We start from the raw sequence: 18,457 nt of genomic DNA on the forward strand, positions 1-18,457 counted from the left end.
ATTACTTCCATGAGAATACTTGTGAACGCTCTCCTGATGGTCGGCCTGTCCCTGACCATTGCCGTTGCCCAGACGAAACCGCCAAAACCAGCCCCTTCTAAAGTTACCGTTCAGAAGGCAGTGGTTGCCGCCGGGATTCCTGCCGAACTGAAGCAGCCCATTCCGCTGGACCCGGATGTCAAAGTCGGCAAGCTGCCCAACGGCCTGACGTATTTTATCCGGAAGAACGCCGAACCGAAAAACCGGGCCGAGCTGCGGCTGGTGGTCCGGGCCGGGGCGATTCTGGAAACCGACGACCAGCAGGGGCTCGCTCACTTCATGGAACACATGGCGTTCAACGGCACGAAGAACTTTCCGAAAAACGAGCTGATCAACTTTCTGCAGAGTTCGGGCGTCCGCTTCGGCGCGGATCTGAACGCCTACACGGGTTTCGATGAAACCGTCTACCAGCTGCCCGTTCCGACCGACTCCGCCCGGCTGTTCGAGCGGGCGTTCCAGATTCTGGAAGACTGGGCGCACAACGTTACCCTCGACCCCGCCGAAATCGACAAGGAACGGGGCGTGGTGCTGGAGGAAGCGCGGCTGGGGCGCGGGGCCGGCCAGCGGATGCGCGAGAAGTACTTCCCGCTGATTCTCAACAACTCCCGCTACGCCGACCGGCTGCCGATCGGAAAAGAAGAGGTTATCCGCACCTTTAAACCGGAGGTGCTCCAGCGGTTTTACAAGGACTGGTACCGGCCGGACCTGATGGCCGTCGTGGCGGTGGGCGACTTCGATATGGCCCGGGTGGAGAAGATGATCCGGGATAAATTCGGGCGCATTCCGGCGGTGAAGTCCCCGAAGCCCCGGGTGGAATATCCCGTCCCCCCGCACAAGGACACCAAAATAGCCATCGTCACCGACCCCGAACAGCCGAACACGATGGTGCAGATCATCTATAAACGGCCCGAAATCAAGGAAAAGACGCTCTATGACGTGCGCGAAGCCATCAAACGCTCGCTGTTCAACTCCATGCTCGGCAACCGGATCTCCGAGCTGACGCAGCAGTCCGACCCGCCGTTTCTGGTCGGGTTCAGTAACTACGGCAGCTTCCTGGGCGATCAGGATGCCTATACCTCTTATGTGGTGGCCAAAGACGGCAACGTGGAGCGGGCGGTGACGGCGATTCTGAACGAAAACGCCCGCGTCGACCGCTTCGGCTTCACGGAAACCGAGCTGGACCGCGCCAAAAAACAGTATCAGAAATCCATCGAACGCGCCTACCGGGAACGTGATAAAACCCGCTCGGCCAATTACGTGAACGAATACGTCGACTATTTCCTGCACGGCGACATACCGGTCGGGATTTCGTTCTATAATGACTTTCTGAAAAAGTACCTCGACAACATCACCGTCGGTGATCTCAACACGCTCGGCAAACAGTTCATCACGACCGAGAACCGGGCGGTGGTGATCATGGCTCCCGAGAAGGACAAGGACAAACTGCCGTCGGAGCAGCAGGTGCTGGGGCTCATCAACAATTCGGCGAAGGACCTTTCGGCCTATGTCGATAAAACCCTCGACCAGCCGCTGCTGCCGACGCTGCCGGTGGGCAGCCCGGTGGTCAGCGAGAAGGAAATCCGCGACATCGACGTGACCGAGTGGACGCTCCGCAACGGCATCCGGGTGGTGCTGAAGCCGACCAGTTTCAAGAATGACCAGATCATTTTCTCGGCCACCAGCCCGGGCGGGACATCCCTGTATGAAGACAAGGATTTCGAGTCGGCACGGTTTGCCTCCACGCTGGTGCAGCTCGGTGGAGTGGGCGAATACAGCCAGATTCAGCTCGGCAAATACCTGACCGGCAAAACCGTCAGCGTATCGCCCTACATCAGTGAAACCACCGAAGGCATCAGCGGCAGCACCACGCCCGACGACCTCGAAACGGCCCTGCAACTGGTGTATGCCTTTTTCACGTCCCCCCGCCGGGACCCGGAGGTCATCAAGGGCTTTTTCTCGAATCAGAAAAGCTTCCTTCAGAACCAGCTGGCGACGCCGACGCCCCAGAAAATCTTTCAGGATACGGTGCAGTCGGTGCTGGGTGCCTACAATTACCGGCGGCTGCCGCTGACACCCGAGCGGCTGGACAAGGTGGACGTCGACCGGGCGTTTGCCATCTACCGGGACCGCTTCGCCGACGCGGGCGACTTCACGTTCTTTTTTGTCGGAAATTTCAGGGAAAAAGACCTTAAACCGCTGATCGAGAAGTACCTCGGCGGCCTCCCGACCAAAAACCGGAAGGAAGATTACCGCGACCTCGGCATCCGGACGCCCGCCGGAAAAATTACCAGGGCCGTCTACAAAGGCATCGAACCCAAGAGCACGGTTCAACTGGTATTCAGCGGTGATTTTGTCTGGACTCCGGAAAACGCCACCCAGGTCGACGCGCTGACGGAGGTGCTGGAGATCAAACTGACCGAAACCCTGCGCGAAGAGGAAAGCGGAGTGTACGGCGTGGGCGTCAACGGAGCGTATGCCAAAATTCCGGCGCAGCGCTACACCATCCGGATCGGTTTCAGCTGTGCGCCGGAGAACGTCGAGAAGCTGGTTGCCCGGACGCTGGCCGAAATCGAAAAGATCAAAACCACCGGCCCCGACCCGAAAGACATCGACAAGTTCAAGGCCGAAACCCGGCGCGAAACGGAACTCCGGCTGAAGGAGAACGGCTTCTGGCTCAGCTACCTCTCCAACCAGTATTTCAACAACGACGATCCGAAGGAAATCCTGCGGGAAGAGGAGTTTCTGAAGCAGGTGACGCCCGAAAGTACCAAACAGGCCGCCGACCGGTATTTCGGCAAAAACTACATCCGGCTGGTGCTGCTGCCCGAGCGGAAGCAGTAAATGCCCCACAAACCCCCTGAAGGGGTCTTTTCTCCGCAATTTCAAGATGGCAGCGCAGAGCCCCCTGAGAGGTGGTTTGGGGAAGGGGTTTGTCATCCCGACGCAGGAGGGATCTCGGGGCTCGACGCTCCGGATGGCGGGTCATTCAGCCACCAGATCCCTCGTTCCTCGGAATGACAAGCCGCCCGGAAAGGCAAAAACCCTTTCCCAAACAACCTCTAAAGGGGGCCGGGGGTGGTTTTCAGCCCGGCCAAATAGAACCGCCCGGCTGAAGATCAGCCGGGCGGAACCCCTCAAACCTAAGTATAAAAACCCTTTAGCTGCTTATTTTTCGCGGTAAACGCTATCCAGAGCGTTGGCTTCGAACGTGTTCACGGTGGTAACGTCGGCGTTCAGGGATGACCCGTAACCGGCGTAGATGCCGTACCCGCCACTGCCGCTGAACTTCGTGTTTTTGATGGCTACCGTGGCGCTGTTGCCGTAGAGTGCCAGGTTGGCTTTCTTGCCGGAGACGATCACCAGGCTGCCTCCGTTGTTGATTTCGGCGTTCTCGATGGCGTTCCGTGAGTTGTTCGAGTACAGGATCATCCCTTTCCAGAAGGCCGTCGACTTGGAAGCGCCCGTGAAGATCACCTTGTCGGTCGCGGTGCCTTTGGCGATCAGGTAACCTTTGCTGTTGATCATGATGGCGGCATCGCGGGCCACTTCCACCGTGACGCCCGGGCTCAGCACCCAGCCGCCTTCCACCGCGAAGTCACCCAGCAGACGGTACGGCGTTTTATCCTTGAAACCGCCCCAGACGGCTTCGTCCACTTCCCGCAGGTAATAGCCTTTTACTTCCACGACGTTCCGTCCGTTTTCGCCGGTGAAGACCGATGCGGCATCCAGTTTCACGACGTTGACCGGGTCCAGAATGATACCGGCTTCGCCGTTCTTCGTAAAGGTATTTTTCTCCCATTCGCGCAGGATGGCTCCTTCCTGAACCAGCAGGCCGTAGCCTTCATTTTCTGAGAACAGGCTGTATTTCAGAGCGATCTGGGCTTTGCCGCCACCGAAAAGGGCCATACCGGCTTTGGTGTTGCTGATCAGCGCCCGGCTGCCCGTGTGCAGTACTTCGACGTTCTCGAACGCATTGGCGTTGCTGCCGGAGTAGATCATGATACCGGCCCAGAAGCCTTTGGTCTTCTGTACGCCGATGAAGCGGATTTTCTTTTCCGGCGTTCCTTTGGCGATCACCAGACCACCGTCGGAGTTGATATCCAGGCGGGCATCCCGTTCGAAAGCGATCACTACACCCGGTTCGATGGTCAGTTCGTGAGTGACGGCGATGCCCTTCGTCACGATATAATCGGGCAGTTCGGGATTAGCGATCCGGTCGACGAGCGTGGTCTTGACGGTGATACTCTGCGTAATGGCGAGCGGTTCGGCGACGGCGGCCGTGATCTGTACTTTATCGCTGCTTTTTCCGTTGGCGTTGGAGACGGTCAGTTCGACCTCATAATCACCCACTTCATCCGGTACGAAAGTCGGCTTGGGTGTCGTGGCACCGGTTAGGGCTACCGTACTTTTGGCGGGTTTCTTCGTGATGGCCCACTGGTAGGTGAAGGTTTTTCCTTCGGCGTCCGTGGAGGCACTTCCGTCCAGTTTGACGGTCTGACCGACCTGAACATTCTGGTCGGGGCCGGCAACGGCGGTCAGCGTGTTGGAAGGCTCAGGCTCAACTTCTTCGTCTTTTTTACAGCCCGTCACCAGCAGGGTGGTCGACAGGAGCAGAACGAACAAACGTTTCGTGGTCACCACCCATGCAGGCTGGTGTGTAAACTGATGTTTCATGTGTGTAGTGTTGTTTACCGTTTTTTGGTTTATGTAGCGTTCAACTACAGCTGCAAAGTTGCAGCATTTAAGCGGGGCCGGGTGTAGTATTTCACGACTAAAAAGAAGCAAAATGCGACACTATATGACCATTTGCTCAAGGGTACATTCGTAGCCGCCGAAAGGCCGGTTTCAGTGGGTCAGATAAACGTGCTTTTCCGCTTCTCTATTCCTTCCGATTATTCCATATTCTCATTTATCATACCCTTTATCGACTAATTCTGAGCCACTTGCTTCTACCTTTGCAGCACACCCGATACGACGGTATGTCTATCGAAATAATAGTTTAGATAATCAGGAATATGACCACCACAGACATCTGCATCATCGGCGCGGGCCCCGTCGGCCTGTTCGCCGTCTTTGAAGCCGGCTTATTGAAAATGCGTTGCCATCTGATCGACGCCCTGCCCCAGGTCGGCGGCCAGCTTTCCGAAATATATCCGCACAAACCCATATACGACATTCCCGGCTTTCCGGAAGTGAAAGCGCAGGAACTGGTCGATAATCTCATGGAGCAGATTGCTCCCTTTCACCCTTCCTTCACGCTGGGCGAGCGCGTCGAGTCGCTGGAAAAACGCGAAGACGGTTCATTCATCGTGACGACCAACGAAGGCACGGCGGTGCATTGCAAGGTGGTGGTGATCGCCGGCGGGCTGGGCTGCTTCGAACCCCGCAAGCCGGAGATTCAGGGGCTGGAGGAGTATGAAGGAAAGGGCGTTGCCTACATGGTGAAGAACCCCGAACTGCTCCGCGACCGGCGCGTCGTGCTGGCCGGCGGGGGTGATTCCGCGCTCGACTGGACGGTTTTTCTGGCCGACGTCGCCCGGGAGGTAACGCTGGTGCACCGGGGCGATAGTTTCCGGGGCGCTCCCGATTCGGCCGAAAAGGTGTACGATCTGGCGCGGGAGGGACGCATCAACCTCATTCTCCAATCGAACATCACGTCCATCCACGGCAACGGCCACCTGCAGGAGGTGACGCTCGTCGGCAAGGACAAAACCGTCACCCGCCTGCCGACCGACCACCTTATTCCGCTCTTCGGCCTGACGCCCAAACTCGGCCCGATTGCCGAATGGGGCCTCCAGATCGACCGATCGGCCATCGTCGTCGACACGACCGACTATTCGACCAACGTCGAACGTATCTACGCCATCGGCGATATCAACACCTATCCGGGCAAGCTGAAGCTGATCCTATGCGGTTTCCACGAAGCCGCCCTGATGTGCCAGAGCGCCTTCAAATACGTGTACCCCAACCAGAAGTTAAGTTTCAAATACACCACCGTCAACGGAATCCCCACCTTTTAGCCATGATTCAGTTCACTGTAGAAGACTTCAACGGCGAGCGACAGACCCTCGAAATCCCGGAAGGCATCAGCCTCAGCCTGATGGAGGTTCTGAAAGGCTCCGACTATAACATCCTGGCTACGTGCGGGGGCATGGCCCTCTGCGCCACCTGCCATGTGCAGGTGCTGGAAGGCGGAGACGCGCTGCCCGACCTCAACGACGCGGAAGGCGCCATGCTCGACACCCTCCCCGACGCCGGATCGGACAGCCGCCTGGCCTGTCAGCTCCGGGTCGACGAAACCCTCCAGGGGGCGGTTTTCCGGCTGCGCGGAGCGGAGTAAATCAACCATAGAAACGCACTACTCATGCGGATTGCACCGATCATTGGTCAGCTGGAAATGATGGTGGTAACCCGCACGATTTTCTTTCAATAAATGATACCAAAATGAGGTAGTCATAAACTTGTGATTACACTTTAAAGCAGATCGTTTACTTATTATTCAAAATTCGTACTCTAAAATAATTTTCGAGTTTTTTACTTGGAGTTAATTTTTTGTACAACTAAATTTAATCGTTTTCTTTTTCATTGCACTTAATCTAATAGATTAAAAGTTTCTCCTAAACCTCGATTAAATAGTCGCCTGCTAGGAAACAGAAAATAAATACCAACAGTTTTGCGGCCGAAACTGAAGAAAAATTAGTTCATGTTTCACTTTTTTTTCAAACGGTTATGGAGAATCTAAGCACAAAAGTGTTGCCGGTATTTTTTTGTCTTATTTTATTTGGTTGTTCATACAATAAAAATGATCCTGAGCCGATCAGTAAACCAGGTCGAGCCAGAGAAGCATGGGAAAGCAGAGATTTCAGCATGTACGTAGAGGGTGGTGACGGGACAGCCAATAACCCGTTCATATTATCCGAACTCCAGGTAATTTATTCGGGAAGCGGATTTAATTATACGGTAAGTCCTCAGGTTCTTTTTTACTCCGGCGGATACTTTAATAATACTTTTTTCCCGGAAGGGTATTACAGGCGGAGAATAACTACTGGAGGTTCTGCCGTTGGTATGGAAGCTTATTTCAACGTTTTAAGCGGTCCAGGAGAAGAACCTTTAGCTTTTTTTCAGGACCCATGTCAATTTAAAGAAGATATTTGGCGAAGGAGTACGAGTAAGATACCAAGTGAATATTTCGGCGCAATTATAACTGATGGCACATATAGTACCCTTTCGAGAGTAGGTGTTTCCAGAGGTAAGGTGGAGGGGTTAATTGAGCACAATGGAACAAAACAGGTATACTTTTATTACCCAGCTAAAAATAAGAAGACGCCACCTTGTCAGCATCTAAAGATAAGTTTGAGGTCAATCGAATATTATGCGATTCCCCTTAAGGCAACGGTGCATACGCATACACCCTGTCTCAAGGATGGTACCGATGGAGTCTCCCATGAGGTAGGAGATGAAGACCTCAGATTTGCAACTCTGTATCCAAATATGCAGCATTGGGTGATCGGCTGTGATGATGTAGTAGCCCAATTCAATAGCTCAAATCCTGAGTTTTTCAACAAAACAACTTGCTCATCGATGAAATAAAACCAACTGAGCTCTCGGGAAAACTGCTACACCTGAAGTACCTGGCGGTATTAATCATTCAAACCACTTGAATGATTAATACCGCCAGAAAAATAGCAAAGGCTCACACCTATTAACCACTTACTATAATGAGACTACTAACTTATTTAATCATTCTTTCCGGTCTACTTGCCATGCAAAGCGTACCGGTCGAACGATATCAATTCCTTGGCAATTCCGAATGCAACTCCGATTCTTCGGATGGCATAGCTGATATTAAATACATAGGCATCAAGAACACTATCCTGAAGCAGGAAATCCAGAAGTACATCAGGGAACTGGATTCCAGCTATTCTGTTTTTAAAAAAGGCTTTGGGTATATCGTAGTCCAAGATATCGAATTTAATTCCTCCACAACTTATATTGGCCGGACGTGGGAGGAAAGTAAAAAAGATACGATTGCAAAGTTTACCCTGATTCCTGGAAGCTATTTGCTGAAACTAAAACCTGTTTTTTTCGATAGTTTCTGTGCTAACTGCTTCCCTCCCTTTTACTCCTTTATCGATGGGCGGCTGGTGTTAATCGAAGACCCGGATCTCAACTGGATCAACGATCGGAAATACACGCGCAGGAGTAAGGAAAACCTTGTAAAATTAGTAAGAAGCACCCTGACGCTGGCCCTTCAGGAAGATTTTGAATTTTACGACGTCTTCGATAAAAAGTATTATAAACTTTCTAAAGAAAAGAGGAAAACCATGACGGAAGACCAGATTCTGGAAGAAGCCGCTTTCGCCATCAATGAAGGAAAAACGGTCATCCTGCACGAAGACGGCTCCATCTCCTATAAACGATAAGGCTCCCTTGATTGGGAGCCTTATCGTTCCGTTCTGCTTATTTGTCAATCCAGAATCTGCACCACCATCGGCTGTCGCTCGGCGGGGGTCGTTTCGATTTTAATCTGCTGATGAAAACTGCCTTCCGGCGACCGGACCTCCAGGTCGTAGGCTCCGTCGGGCAGTTGGTCGAGGTCGAATTTACCGAGGTAGGCTTTTTCCTTCTTCGGCAGCAGGCGCCGGAAAATGACCTGCTTCCGTTCGTTCCGAAGGAGCACCCAGACGCGGCTTTCTTCCGTTTTTTTAACCGTTACCCAGACGCGGTTCTGGGCGGTAACGTAGGCATGGGTTTCAACCGAGCCGGATTTCAGGGCGGGCGTATCGGCCGCGGGGCTTAACAGCGCTGCACATAACAGCGCATTCAGTAACTGGAACATGATGATCAGAAGTAGTTGTTGTTTACCTGCTTCTATTGATTACAATCTACGTGCCAGCCGATATTACGCTCATTATTAATTGCTTACGAATTATCTTTAAAATAGAAAGTGTTCGAAATCGAACAGAACCGTCCGAAACCGAACACCATGACCTGATTTTATCCTGCAAAATCTTTTCGCCGAACCGGAGCGAAGGCACCTGGCCGGCCGGGGCCTTTCCAATGAAATTATATTCCCGGATGCTGCTTTCCGAGCGTCTGCCAGAAATAGGCCCAGAAGCCGCACGGCCCCTCGAAAGGGAAATACCGGGGGTCGGTCCGGGAGCCGTCGGCGGTGACCTGCCGGTGGGTGATGATATCGGAAGGCTGAAGGCCGAGAGTTGTTGCCAGCCAGGCACACAGCCAGGCCACCTTCCGGACCTGGGCCGTCGGATAGGTGGGCGTGAGCGCCAGGTCGACATGCTGCACAATTTCGATCCCGACCGTGGCCTGGTCGACGGCAAAATTGCGCAGGCCCCGGAAAGCGGTATTTTGTCCGGCATGGAGCGAGCAGTATCCCGTCAGATCGGGGTTCAGATTCCAGATGCGACCGTCCCGCTCCACCGTAAAATCGGCGCTGACCGCCCGCCCGTCGTCCGGCCGGGCCAGATGCAGCGTATCGTCATGAGTACCGCTGCCGGCCGTATCGTGCAGCACGATCCCCAGGATCGGGCGGCTGCGGGTCCGCAGATACAGAGCCGGAAGCACCGTCCACATCGGCTGAGGAATTCCCTGGCGACGGCGTGCCCCCGGCGAAAGCGCTTCCAATCGGTCGTTGAGCAGAGGTGCGGGGTTCAGGCCGTCGGCTTGCGGTCGGAACCGCCGATTTCGCTTTTCCATACTATAATTCCGGACAGAAGGTGAAGATTAACGGACAAAACCGGATGTCTCCGACAAAGATTTGCTTCTTCCCGTTGGTCCTCAAGGGGATTTTTCCCGTTTATATTTCCGTATTTTTCACCCTCCTGGCTACCTTTGTTTTTCACATACGCTTCTTGTCCCGTTACCCGGCTTCGATGAAACAGCTTATTGCCTTTCTGCTTCTGTTTGGAATTGCCTTCCCGCTCTTTGCTCAAACCGACAACAGCTACCACCTGCTCCCCTTTCCGGCCCGGTTTACGGGGAAGGACGGCAAATTTACCGTCACGGCGGCCACCCGGGTGGTGATCTCCCCGAAAGACGCCGGGCAGCGGGCGGCTGCGCTGGAGCTGATCAACCGGCTGAAGCCGGCAAGCGGCCTTCCGGTGGCGGTGGCTCCGGTTTCGCCCGCGACGTCGAAAGGAAAGCATATTGTCTTTCAGGCACATAAAGGCGGTCAGTGCGGACCGGAAGGCTACGTTCTGAACGTATCGCCGGAGCGGGTCGTAGTGGAAGCCGAAACGCCGAAAGGCTACTTCTACGCCGTCCAGACGCTGCTGCAACTGCTCCCGGTGCAGGTGTTCAGCCCCTCGAAGGCCGACAATGTGACCTGGACGATGCCCGCCTGCCAGATTCTCGACCGGCCACGCTACGGCTACCGGGGCCTGATGCTCGACGCCGGACGGCATTTTCAGCCGGTTGCGTTCGTCAAGCGGTTCATCGACCTGATGGCGCTGCATAAGTTCAACACCTTCCACTGGCACCTGACCGACGACCAGGGCTGGCGCATCGAAATCAAAAAATACCTGAAACTGACGCAGATCGGCTCGAAGCGGAAAGAAACCGTAGTGGGTCACAACGCCGAGAATTATCCCTTCCGCTACGACGGGAAGGAATACGGCGGCTTTTATACGCAGGAACAGATTAAGGATGTGGTGCGCTATGCGGCCGCCCGACATATCACCATCATTCCCGAAATCGAGATGCCCGGCCACGCGCTGGCGGCCCTGGCCTCCTACCCCGAACTGTCGTGCGATGCGTCGAAGAAATACGAAGTGGCGACCCGCTGGGGCATCTTTAGCGACGTCTACTGCCCGTCCGAACCAACGTTTAAGTTTCTGGAAGACGTACTGACGGAGGTGTTCGCCCTGTTTCCCTCCAAATACGTACACATCGGCGGAGACGAGTGCCCGAAAGATGCCTGGAAGCAGAGCAAATTCTGCCAGGACCTGATCAAAAAGCTGAACCTAAAAGACGAACACGAGCTTCAGAGTTATTTCATCCGGCGGATGGAAAAGTTCGCCAACTCGAAAGGAAGGGCCATCATCGGCTGGGATGAGATTCTGGAAGGCGGGCTGGCTCCGAACGCCACCGTCATGAGCTGGCGCGGAACGGAAGGCGGTATCGAAGCGGCCCGCCAGAAGCACAACGTGGTCATGACGCCGGGCGCATATTGTTACCTCGATCAATATCAGGCCAATCCGGCGCAGGAGCCGCTGGCCGGCGGGGGGTATGTGCCCCTCGAAAAAGTCTACAGCTACGAACCGACGCCCGACGAACTGACGCCCGAGCAGCGCAAATACATCCTCGGCGTCCAGGGCAACGTCTGGACCGAATATATGCCGACCACCCGGCAGGTCGAATACATGGTGTGGCCCCGGGCGACGGCTTTGGCCGAAATCGGCTGGATTCCGCAGGGACCGCGTAACTTCGAGGATTTTGCCGTCCGTCTGAAGGAACACCTCAAGCGGCTGGACTACCTGAAGGTCAACTACTCCAAACGGCTTTTCGACGTACGGGCCACCACCCAGTTCACCGCCGAGGACCAGTTGCAGGTGCGGCTGGATAAACTCGACTCCGACAGTAAGATCTACTTCACGACCAACGGCCGGGAGCCTTCCACCTCCTCGACGGAATACATTACGCCCATCGCCCTGAAAAAAACCACCACCATCAAAGCCGTCACGACGGCCGGGGCCCGATTCGAGGAGACGTTCTACATTCACCGGGCCAAGGGAAAGAGCTACACCTATGGCGCCGTCGCCCCGGAAACCTCCGACTCCGAACGCAAAAAACTGACCGACGGGCAGGTGGCCCAAAGCCCCCGCAACAAATCGGAATGGGTGAGCATCAGCGGCCAGGATCTGGAGGTGACCATCGACCTCGGCGAGGTGCGGCCCGTGACGAAGGTCTCGACTCACTTCCTGCGACGCATTTCCTATAACGATTTTCCGCCCTCGTCCGTGGAAATCTCCCTCTCGCAGGACGGCAGCAGCTTCAAGGACGCGATCAGCCAGCCGGTGACCTATGCCCTCGAAGGTTCCTGGGGCATGATGCCGGTCGTGGCGGACTTCAAAACCGCCCGGGCGCGGTATGTGCGGCTGCGGGCCAAAAACGCCGGTCCCGCTCCGGCCGGCCACCCCCGCGCCGGCCTGCCCACGGCGGTATCGATGGACGAGATCGTCGTGGAGTAGCCGGCGGAAAAACCGTCGGTCGGGGAAAACGGTTACTTTTACGAAATGAAACCGTTGAACCTATGCCTGCTTCATCCGAACGACTGAAAACCCTGGACGGCGTCATGGACGGCCTCATGAGCCGGTACCGGGAACGAGTGCCCGACGTATCGGGAATCATCGACGCCCTGATCGACGAAGGCGTCATTGCCTCGGCGGACGAGATCGAGAACGACCACATTGCCTTCCGGACCCTGGGCGTACCGAGCCTCGGCATCCAGTCGTTTGAAAAGATTTTTCTGCACTACGGCTACGAGAAACGCGAGCCGTACGACTTTAAGGAGAAGAAGCTGAACGCGTACTGGTACAGCCCGCCGGAACCGAAATATCCGCGCATTTTCGTCAGCGAACTGCGGGTGCGCGAATTGTCGGACGAGGCCCAGCACCGGATTTACCGGTATTCGGATACCGTCATTTTCGACCCGGTCGACAGCCTGGACCTCGACGATGCCGAAGCCGTCGACCGGTTTCTGCACCAGCCGCTCTGGGATACGCCCACGCTCGACGACTACCTGGCGCTGCTGAAGGAAAGCGAGTACGCGGCCTGGGTCATCTACAACCGGTATTACCTCAACCACTTCACGATCAGCGTCCATAACCTGAAACCGGGGTACAACACCATTCAGGATTTCGTGGCGTTTCTGGAACGCCGGGGCTTCCGGCTGAACAATGCGGGCGGCACGATCAAGACCAGCCCGGACGAGGGACTGTTGCAGGCGTCGACGGTGGCCCAGATGCTGGAGGCCGAGTTTGCGGAGGGCAAAAAACACCGCATTGCCGGCTCCTACGTCGAGTTTGCCGAACGGCGCGTCCTGCCCGAATACCGGCATCTCCCCGCCGACCAGATCCGGCGCGAACACCGGCGCGACGGTTTCGAGGCCGGCAATGCCGACAAAATTTTCGAAAGCACCTTTACGTCACAGACGGGGAAATCATGATTTTACTCCCAAACAACCTCTCAAGGGGCCGTCGGTGCGGTCGGGGGTAAAAAGCTTCAGACCCGCAGCGAGCCCCGGAACCCACGGGCGGCATAGTAGGAATCGGCCCCGTTGTGATACACAAAAACATGGCCGTAGCGGTAGTCGCAGAAGAGGGCTCCGCCGGCTTTTCGGATGTCGGCAGGGGTTTCGATCCAGCTCGACGTTTTCAGGTCGAATTTTCCGAGCTTCTGCAACTCCCGGTATTGGTCTTCGGTCAGGAGCGCGATGCCCATATCGGCGGCCATGGCAACGGCGCTGTGGGCCGGTTTGTTTTCTTTCCTGGCGTTCAGCGCTTCCTGGTCGTAACAGACGCTTCGGCGGCCTTTGGGGCTTTCGGCGGAACAATCATAAAAAACATATTCGCCCGTTGCCGGGTCCTGTCCGACCACATCCGGCTCCCCGCCGGTTCGTTCCATTTCGAGGAGCGACCACAGCTTTTCGGAGTTCGCTTCCAGTTTCGCCTGAACCGAATTCCATTCCAGACCGGGATGGCGGCTCATGTTTTGCTCAAAACGGGCCTTCAGCGTTTTGAAAAGTTCTTCCTGCGGTTCGGCGAACAAGCCGGTCTTCGGGCTGATGTTAATTTCTGCTGACATTGTTGGTTATTTTAAGTTGTTTACGATTTCCTGTAGTCGGTTATGAGCCATATTGATGCCCTGGGAAAAGGGCATCCGCAGCATCTGATCCCGGTCTTCCACCGATTTATAGACGATATGCATCTTCAGTTTGCTGGTATGGTTGGAGAGTGGTTCAAACTCCAGAAACTCCAGCTGAACGGGAAACGGCGTGTTCTCCATTTCAAACGTCCGGGTGATCTTCCGGTTCTCCCCGAACTCATGAATGACCCCATTGAAACGGTGTGTATTTCCCCGCGGATCGGTGGTTTCAAACTGATAACTGCCGTGCTTTCTGTTCTCAAGTTTCAGCACCTTTGTTCCCATCCATTGCTCCACGATGTCGGGTTCGATATAGGCTTTAAAGAGCAGTTCCAGCGGCAGGTCGAATTCCCGGATCACCACTAAATCCTGTTTTCCTGCCTCGGCATGCACCTGGGTTTTCTGTTGCATCTCGTTCTATTCTTTCGGCTTATACTGCTTCATCACCGCTTCCAGCGTGTTGAACCGGTCATCCCACAACTGGCGGAACGGCTCGATGAAGTCGGCTAACTCTTTGATTTTCCGAGGATTCAAACGGTAGTAGATTTCCCGGCCGTTTTGCTCCTGCTGAAGCAGTTCACACTCGGTAAGGATTTGCAGATGTCTGGAAACGGTCGGGCGGGCGGTGTCGAAGTTGGCGGCAATGGCGCCCGCGGTCATGGATTGGGAGGCCACCAGCACCAGGATCGCCCGGCGTGTCGGGTCGGCGATGGCCTGGAATACGTCTCGTCTTAACTGCATCGCGTAGCTATTTGACTACAAATATACGCGTAGCTATGTAACTACGCAAATCCTGACAGTTTTATTTCAGGCATTTTGAACGAACGACCGCCGGGGAAAGAATTACGTCTGAATCACACCGACGTTGAAAGGCCGGGTGATCGGTGCGTGGTCGGCGGCTGCAAGGCCGGCCGAAATCCAGCTGCGGGTTTCGAGCGGGTCGATGACCGCATCGACCCAGAGCCGGGCAGCCGCATAGTAGGGAGAAAGCTGTTCGTTGTACTGACTGGTGATGGTTTGCAGGAGCTGCTGTTCCTGCTCGGAGGTAATGGTTTCGCCTTTTGCTTTCAGGGAAGCCACCTGAATCTGGAGTAGTGTCCGGGCCGCCGAAGCCCCGCTCATTACGGCCATCTGGGCCGTCGGCCAGGCTACGATCAGACGGGGGTCATAGGCCTTGCCGCACATGGCGTAGTTGCCCGCACCGTAGGAATTGCCGACAATCACCGTAAACTTCGGGACGACGGAATTGGCCATGGCGTTCACCATCTTGGCACCGTCCTTGATGATGCCGCCCTGCTCCGATCGGCTGCCGACCATGAAACCTGTCACGTCCTGCAGGAACAGCAGCGGGATTTTCTTCTGGTTGCAGTTCATGATGAACCGGGCGGCCTTGTCGGCCGAATCGGAGTAGATCACCCCGCCCATCTGCATCTCGCCGGGCTGGGCCGTCCCGGCTGGGCCGGTCCGTCCTTTGGCCTTCACGACCTTGCGCTGGTTGGCGACGATGCCGACCGCCCAGCCGTCGATGCGGGCATACCCGCAGAGAATCGACTGACCGTACAGTTCCTTATATTCCTCGAACTCCGACCGGTCGACGAGCCGGTGGATGATTTCCCGCATGTCGTACGGTTTCACCCGGTCGAGGGGCAGGATGGAGTAAATCTCCTGCGGGTCTTTGGCCGGCAGCGCGGGTTCCGCCCGGTCGAAACCGGCCTTATCGAAATGCCCGGTTTTATCGAAAATCCGGCGGATGGCGTCGAGGCAGCTTTTGTCGTCGGGGTATTTGTTGTCGGTAACGCCCGAAATTTCGCTGTGAGTCGAAGCTCCGCCGAGCGTTTCGGCGTCGACGTCCTCCCCGATGGAGGCTCTGACCAGATACGGCCCGGCCAGGAAGATGGAGCCGGTTCCTTCCACGATCAGGGCCTCATCCGACATGATGGGCAGGTAGGCACCGCCGGCCACGCAGCTGCCCATGATGGCCGCCACCTGAATGATGCCCGCGGCCGACATCTGCGCGTTGTTCCGGAAAATGCGCCCGAAATGATCCTTATCGGCAAAGACTTCGGCCTGAAGCGGCAGATAGACGCCGGCGCTGTCGACAAGGTAGACGATCGGCAGACGGTTTTCGATAGCGATCTCCTGCGCCCGGAGGTTCTTTTTGGCGGTGATCGGAAACCAGGCGCCGGCCTTTACGGTGGCGTCGTTGGCCACGATTACGCACTGGCGGCCGGAGATCGTGCCGATGCCGACCACGACGCCCCCCGCGGGGCAGCCGCCGTGTTCCTCATACAATCCCTCTCCGGCGAACAGACCGATCTCAATGAACGACGAGCCCGGATCGATCAGGTAGTCGATGCGTTCGCGGGCCGTGAGCTTGCCTTTCCGGTGCTGATCTTCGAGCTTTTTCAGCCCACCGCCGAGCCGGGTTCGTTCGGCCCGCCGGTGCAGTTCCTCCAGGAGTGGTTGCATGGGGTTCACTTCGTTGTGTCTGCGGCAATGGCCGCCGTGGTGCCGTCCTGAGTCGTGGTGGCGGCCGGTTTTTCGTCCTTTTTCTCCTTTCGTCCGAACAGCGAGAAGTGAACGTAGCGCTTCGGATGTTCGCGGAAGTCGGTCAGGAGTTTATCGAGGCTGGCGGTGGCGCTGTTGACGTTCCGGTAGAGAGCCTCATCCCCCTTCAGCTTGCCCAGCGTACCCTTGCCGCTGTTGATGTCGGCCAGCATCTGCTGGAGGGTGACGATGGAGCGGTTGGCGCCGGCGAGGGTCTGGCTCAGTTGCAGGGCGTTGAGCGAGTCGGCAAAGGTATTGGCTTTAGCCAGCAGCGGCTTGATTTCCTTCTCGGTTTCGGTCAGCGACTGGGAGAGCGCGCCCAGGTTAGCCATCAGCCGCCGGATGTTTTCGCGGTTTTCGCTGACGGTCAGCTGCAGCGTGCCGGTGGTGGCTTCCACCCCTTCGAGGGTGCGGGTCAGCACGACGCCCGTCCGGTCGAACTGCTTGACGATGCGGTTGAGGTTGTAGGTCAGCGAGTCGACGTTGTTCAGAACCGGCAGGGTTTTCTCACGGATCAGCGCCGTAATGCCTGCTTCCTTAGCGCTGACGAGCGTATCGCCTTTGCCGAGCGGCTGGCCGGTCTGATTGACCTGGAGAATGATGACTTTTCCGCCCAGCACCCCGGCATCGGCCAGAATCGCCTTCGAGCCGCGTCCGACCACGATTTTTTTATCGATGTCGAGCGTCACCATCAGGCGGTTTCCCTGATTCTGGAGAATATCGATCGCATCGACCCGCCCCACGTTCAGGCCGTTGAGCTGCACGGGGTTCGAGGGCGTCAGCCCATCCACGTTATCGTAAACTACAATGTATTTATTCGATCGGGAGAATATGTCGGAACCCTTGAGGTAGTTGAATCCGAAATACAACATCGCCAGGGTAACCACCGCCAGAATGCCGACCTTTGCCTCTTTTGAAAGTTTCATGCGTGGAAGGGAAAAATAATCGAATGATTGAGTTGTTGAATGATTGAATAAAGCTTCGCAGTGCTGAAAATGGCGGAGCCCACTCAATCATTCAACATTCAATCATTCAACAATTGATTTGGCTGCTAAGTTAGCAACAAGTGAGTTACTCTACCGAATCGACTTCTTCTTTATATGCCTTGAAAGCGCGGAAAATGGAGTTGGCGATCTGGTCCTGCCCTTCTTCGGAAGCCAGAAACCGCTCCTCTTCCGGATTGGTGATGAACCCGGTTTCAACCAGAACGCTCGGCATGGTGGTCCGCCAGAGCACCAGAAAACCGGCCTGCTTGACGCCGTGGCTGTGCCGCTCGGCATTTTTCTTAAAGCTCCATTCCACCTTCTGGGCGAAATCGATGCTGCTGTTCATGAAGGCGTGCTGGTAATTGGCGAGCATGATGTGCGCCAGCGGGGAGTCCGGGTCGAAACCCCGGTAATTTTCCCGGTAGTTGCTTTCTTTCAGAATAACCGCGTTTTCGCGCTTGGCCACTTCCAGGTTACCGTTCGTTTTATGCAGACCCATCGTATAGGTTTCGGTGCCGTACACGCGGCTCGACGAGGGGCTGGCGTTCACGTGGATGGAGATGAACAGGTCGGCCTTGTTGCGGTTGGCGATGGCCGAACGCTCGTTGAGTTCGATAAATACGTCGGTGCTTCGGGTATAAATCACCTTCACGTTCGGCATTTCCTCCCTGATTCGCCGGCCGAGTTCCAGGGCAATCTTGAGCACGATCCGCGACTCGCGGTTCCGGCGCGTCATACAACCGGGGTCCTTGCCGCCGTGGCCGGGGTCCAGCACGACCGTCCGCAGACGGCCCGGACGGTCCTCCGGTTCCTGCTGGCCCGGTTTTGGATTTTCCTGAGGCAGAACGGGCGTCATGCCCGGCAGAACGACCAGACACAGCACCGGGATCAGGAAGGCAGAGCAAAACAGGCTCAGTCCGGCATTCATCCGGCGTGCTTTAATAATTTTTAACAGGCTCAACCGTTTCAAGGCAGTGTTGGGAATGAAGTTAGCGACTAAC

Annotated in this window: 16 protein-coding genes; 7 read left to right on the forward strand and 9 right to left on the reverse strand. The window is 55.9% G+C overall.

All coding sequences use genetic code 11. The annotated features are described in order from the left end of the window. The first annotated feature begins 9 nt into the window (after window positions 1-9). Complete coding sequence (locus DX909_RS17935) at window positions 10-2,880, forward strand: M16 family metallopeptidase (protein ID WP_128546581.1); 2,871 nt, start codon at window positions 10-12, stop codon at window positions 2,878-2,880. 324 nt (window positions 2,881-3,204) lie between these two features. On the opposite strand, the gene DX909_RS17940 is transcribed toward DX909_RS17935, so the two are convergent. Then, window positions 3,205-4,713: a PKD domain-containing protein gene (locus DX909_RS17940; protein WP_128546582.1), complete on the reverse strand. Its 1,509-nt coding sequence runs from the start codon at window positions 4,711-4,713 to the stop codon at window positions 3,205-3,207. Window positions 4,714-5,054: 341 nt separating this feature from the next. On the opposite strand from DX909_RS17940, the gene DX909_RS17945 reads away from it, so the two are divergent. The 4 genes from DX909_RS17945 to DX909_RS17960 all read left to right on the forward strand — a co-directional run bounded on the left by DX909_RS17945 (window position 5,055) and on the right by DX909_RS17960 (window position 8,462). Next, window positions 5,055-6,059: an NAD(P)/FAD-dependent oxidoreductase gene (locus DX909_RS17945; RefSeq protein WP_128546583.1), complete on the forward strand. Its 1,005-nt coding sequence runs from the start codon at window positions 5,055-5,057 to the stop codon at window positions 6,057-6,059. 2 nt (window positions 6,060-6,061) lie between these two features. Beyond that, on the forward strand, window positions 6,062-6,379 hold the full coding sequence (locus DX909_RS17950) for a 2Fe-2S iron-sulfur cluster-binding protein (protein ID WP_128546584.1): 318 nt from the start codon (window positions 6,062-6,064) through the stop codon (window positions 6,377-6,379). A 389-nt stretch (window positions 6,380-6,768) separates the two neighbouring features. Next, a complete protein-coding gene (locus DX909_RS17955) occupies window positions 6,769-7,629 on the forward strand; it encodes a hypothetical protein (protein WP_128546585.1) in 861 nt (286 codons plus the stop codon). Between the two features lie 128 nt (window positions 7,630-7,757). Continuing rightward, on the forward strand, window positions 7,758-8,462 hold the full coding sequence (locus DX909_RS17960; protein ID WP_128546586.1) for a hypothetical protein: 705 nt from the start codon (window positions 7,758-7,760) through the stop codon (window positions 8,460-8,462). A gap of 44 nt (window positions 8,463-8,506) precedes the next feature. On the opposite strand, the gene DX909_RS17965 is transcribed toward DX909_RS17960, so the two are convergent. Both DX909_RS17965 and DX909_RS17970 read right to left on the reverse strand, forming a co-directional pair. Further along, window positions 8,507-8,878, reverse strand: coding sequence for a hypothetical protein (locus DX909_RS17965; protein ID WP_128546587.1), 372 nt, complete (start codon window positions 8,876-8,878; stop codon window positions 8,507-8,509). Window positions 8,879-9,105: 227 nt separating this feature from the next. Further along, window positions 9,106-9,756 carry an N-acetylmuramoyl-L-alanine amidase gene (locus DX909_RS17970; RefSeq protein ID WP_128546588.1) on the reverse strand — a complete coding sequence of 217 codons (651 nt, stop codon included), beginning with the start codon at window positions 9,754-9,756 and terminating at the stop codon, window positions 9,106-9,108. 176 nt (window positions 9,757-9,932) lie between these two features. On the opposite strand from DX909_RS17970, the gene DX909_RS17975 reads away from it, so the two are divergent. Together DX909_RS17975 and DX909_RS17980 are read left to right on the forward strand one after the other, a co-directional pair. Further along, complete coding sequence (locus tag DX909_RS17975) at window positions 9,933-12,248, forward strand: glycoside hydrolase family 20 protein (protein ID WP_128546589.1); 2,316 nt, start codon at window positions 9,933-9,935, stop codon at window positions 12,246-12,248. 62 nt (window positions 12,249-12,310) lie between these two features. After that, entirely contained in the window at window positions 12,311-13,225 is a 915-nt protein-coding gene (locus DX909_RS17980) for a DUF1338 domain-containing protein (protein ID WP_128546590.1), read from the forward strand. 56 nt (window positions 13,226-13,281) lie between these two features. Here DX909_RS17980 and DX909_RS17985 read toward each other — a convergent pair whose 3' ends face one another. The 6 genes from DX909_RS17985 to DX909_RS18010 all read right to left on the reverse strand — a co-directional run bounded on the left by DX909_RS17985 (window position 13,282) and on the right by DX909_RS18010 (window position 18,384). Continuing rightward, a complete protein-coding gene (locus DX909_RS17985; protein WP_128546591.1) occupies window positions 13,282-13,863 on the reverse strand; it encodes a DUF4256 domain-containing protein in 582 nt (193 codons plus the stop codon). Window positions 13,864-13,869: 6 nt separating this feature from the next. Next, window positions 13,870-14,334, reverse strand: a complete 465-nt coding sequence (locus DX909_RS17990) for an SRPBCC family protein (protein WP_128546592.1) — start codon at window positions 14,332-14,334, stop codon at window positions 13,870-13,872. A 6-nt stretch (window positions 14,335-14,340) separates the two neighbouring features. Next, window positions 14,341-14,664, reverse strand: a complete 324-nt coding sequence (locus DX909_RS17995; protein ID WP_128546593.1) for an ArsR/SmtB family transcription factor — start codon at window positions 14,662-14,664, stop codon at window positions 14,341-14,343. 102 nt (window positions 14,665-14,766) lie between these two features. Then, entirely contained in the window at window positions 14,767-16,392 is a 1,626-nt protein-coding gene (locus tag DX909_RS18000) for an acyl-CoA carboxylase subunit beta (protein WP_128546594.1), read from the reverse strand. Window positions 16,393-16,397: 5 nt separating this feature from the next. Continuing rightward, window positions 16,398-17,396 carry an MlaD family protein gene (locus tag DX909_RS18005; RefSeq protein ID WP_128546595.1) on the reverse strand — a complete coding sequence of 333 codons (999 nt, stop codon included), beginning with the start codon at window positions 17,394-17,396 and terminating at the stop codon, window positions 16,398-16,400. A 145-nt stretch (window positions 17,397-17,541) separates the two neighbouring features. Next, window positions 17,542-18,384, reverse strand: a complete 843-nt coding sequence (locus DX909_RS18010; protein ID WP_206513017.1) for an N-acetylmuramoyl-L-alanine amidase family protein — start codon at window positions 18,382-18,384, stop codon at window positions 17,542-17,544. Between the last annotated feature and the right edge of the window lie 73 nt (window positions 18,385-18,457).

This window comes from Larkinella soli, from assembly GCF_003703975.1.
Lineage (GTDB): Bacteria > Bacteroidota > Bacteroidia > Cytophagales > Spirosomataceae > Larkinella > Larkinella soli.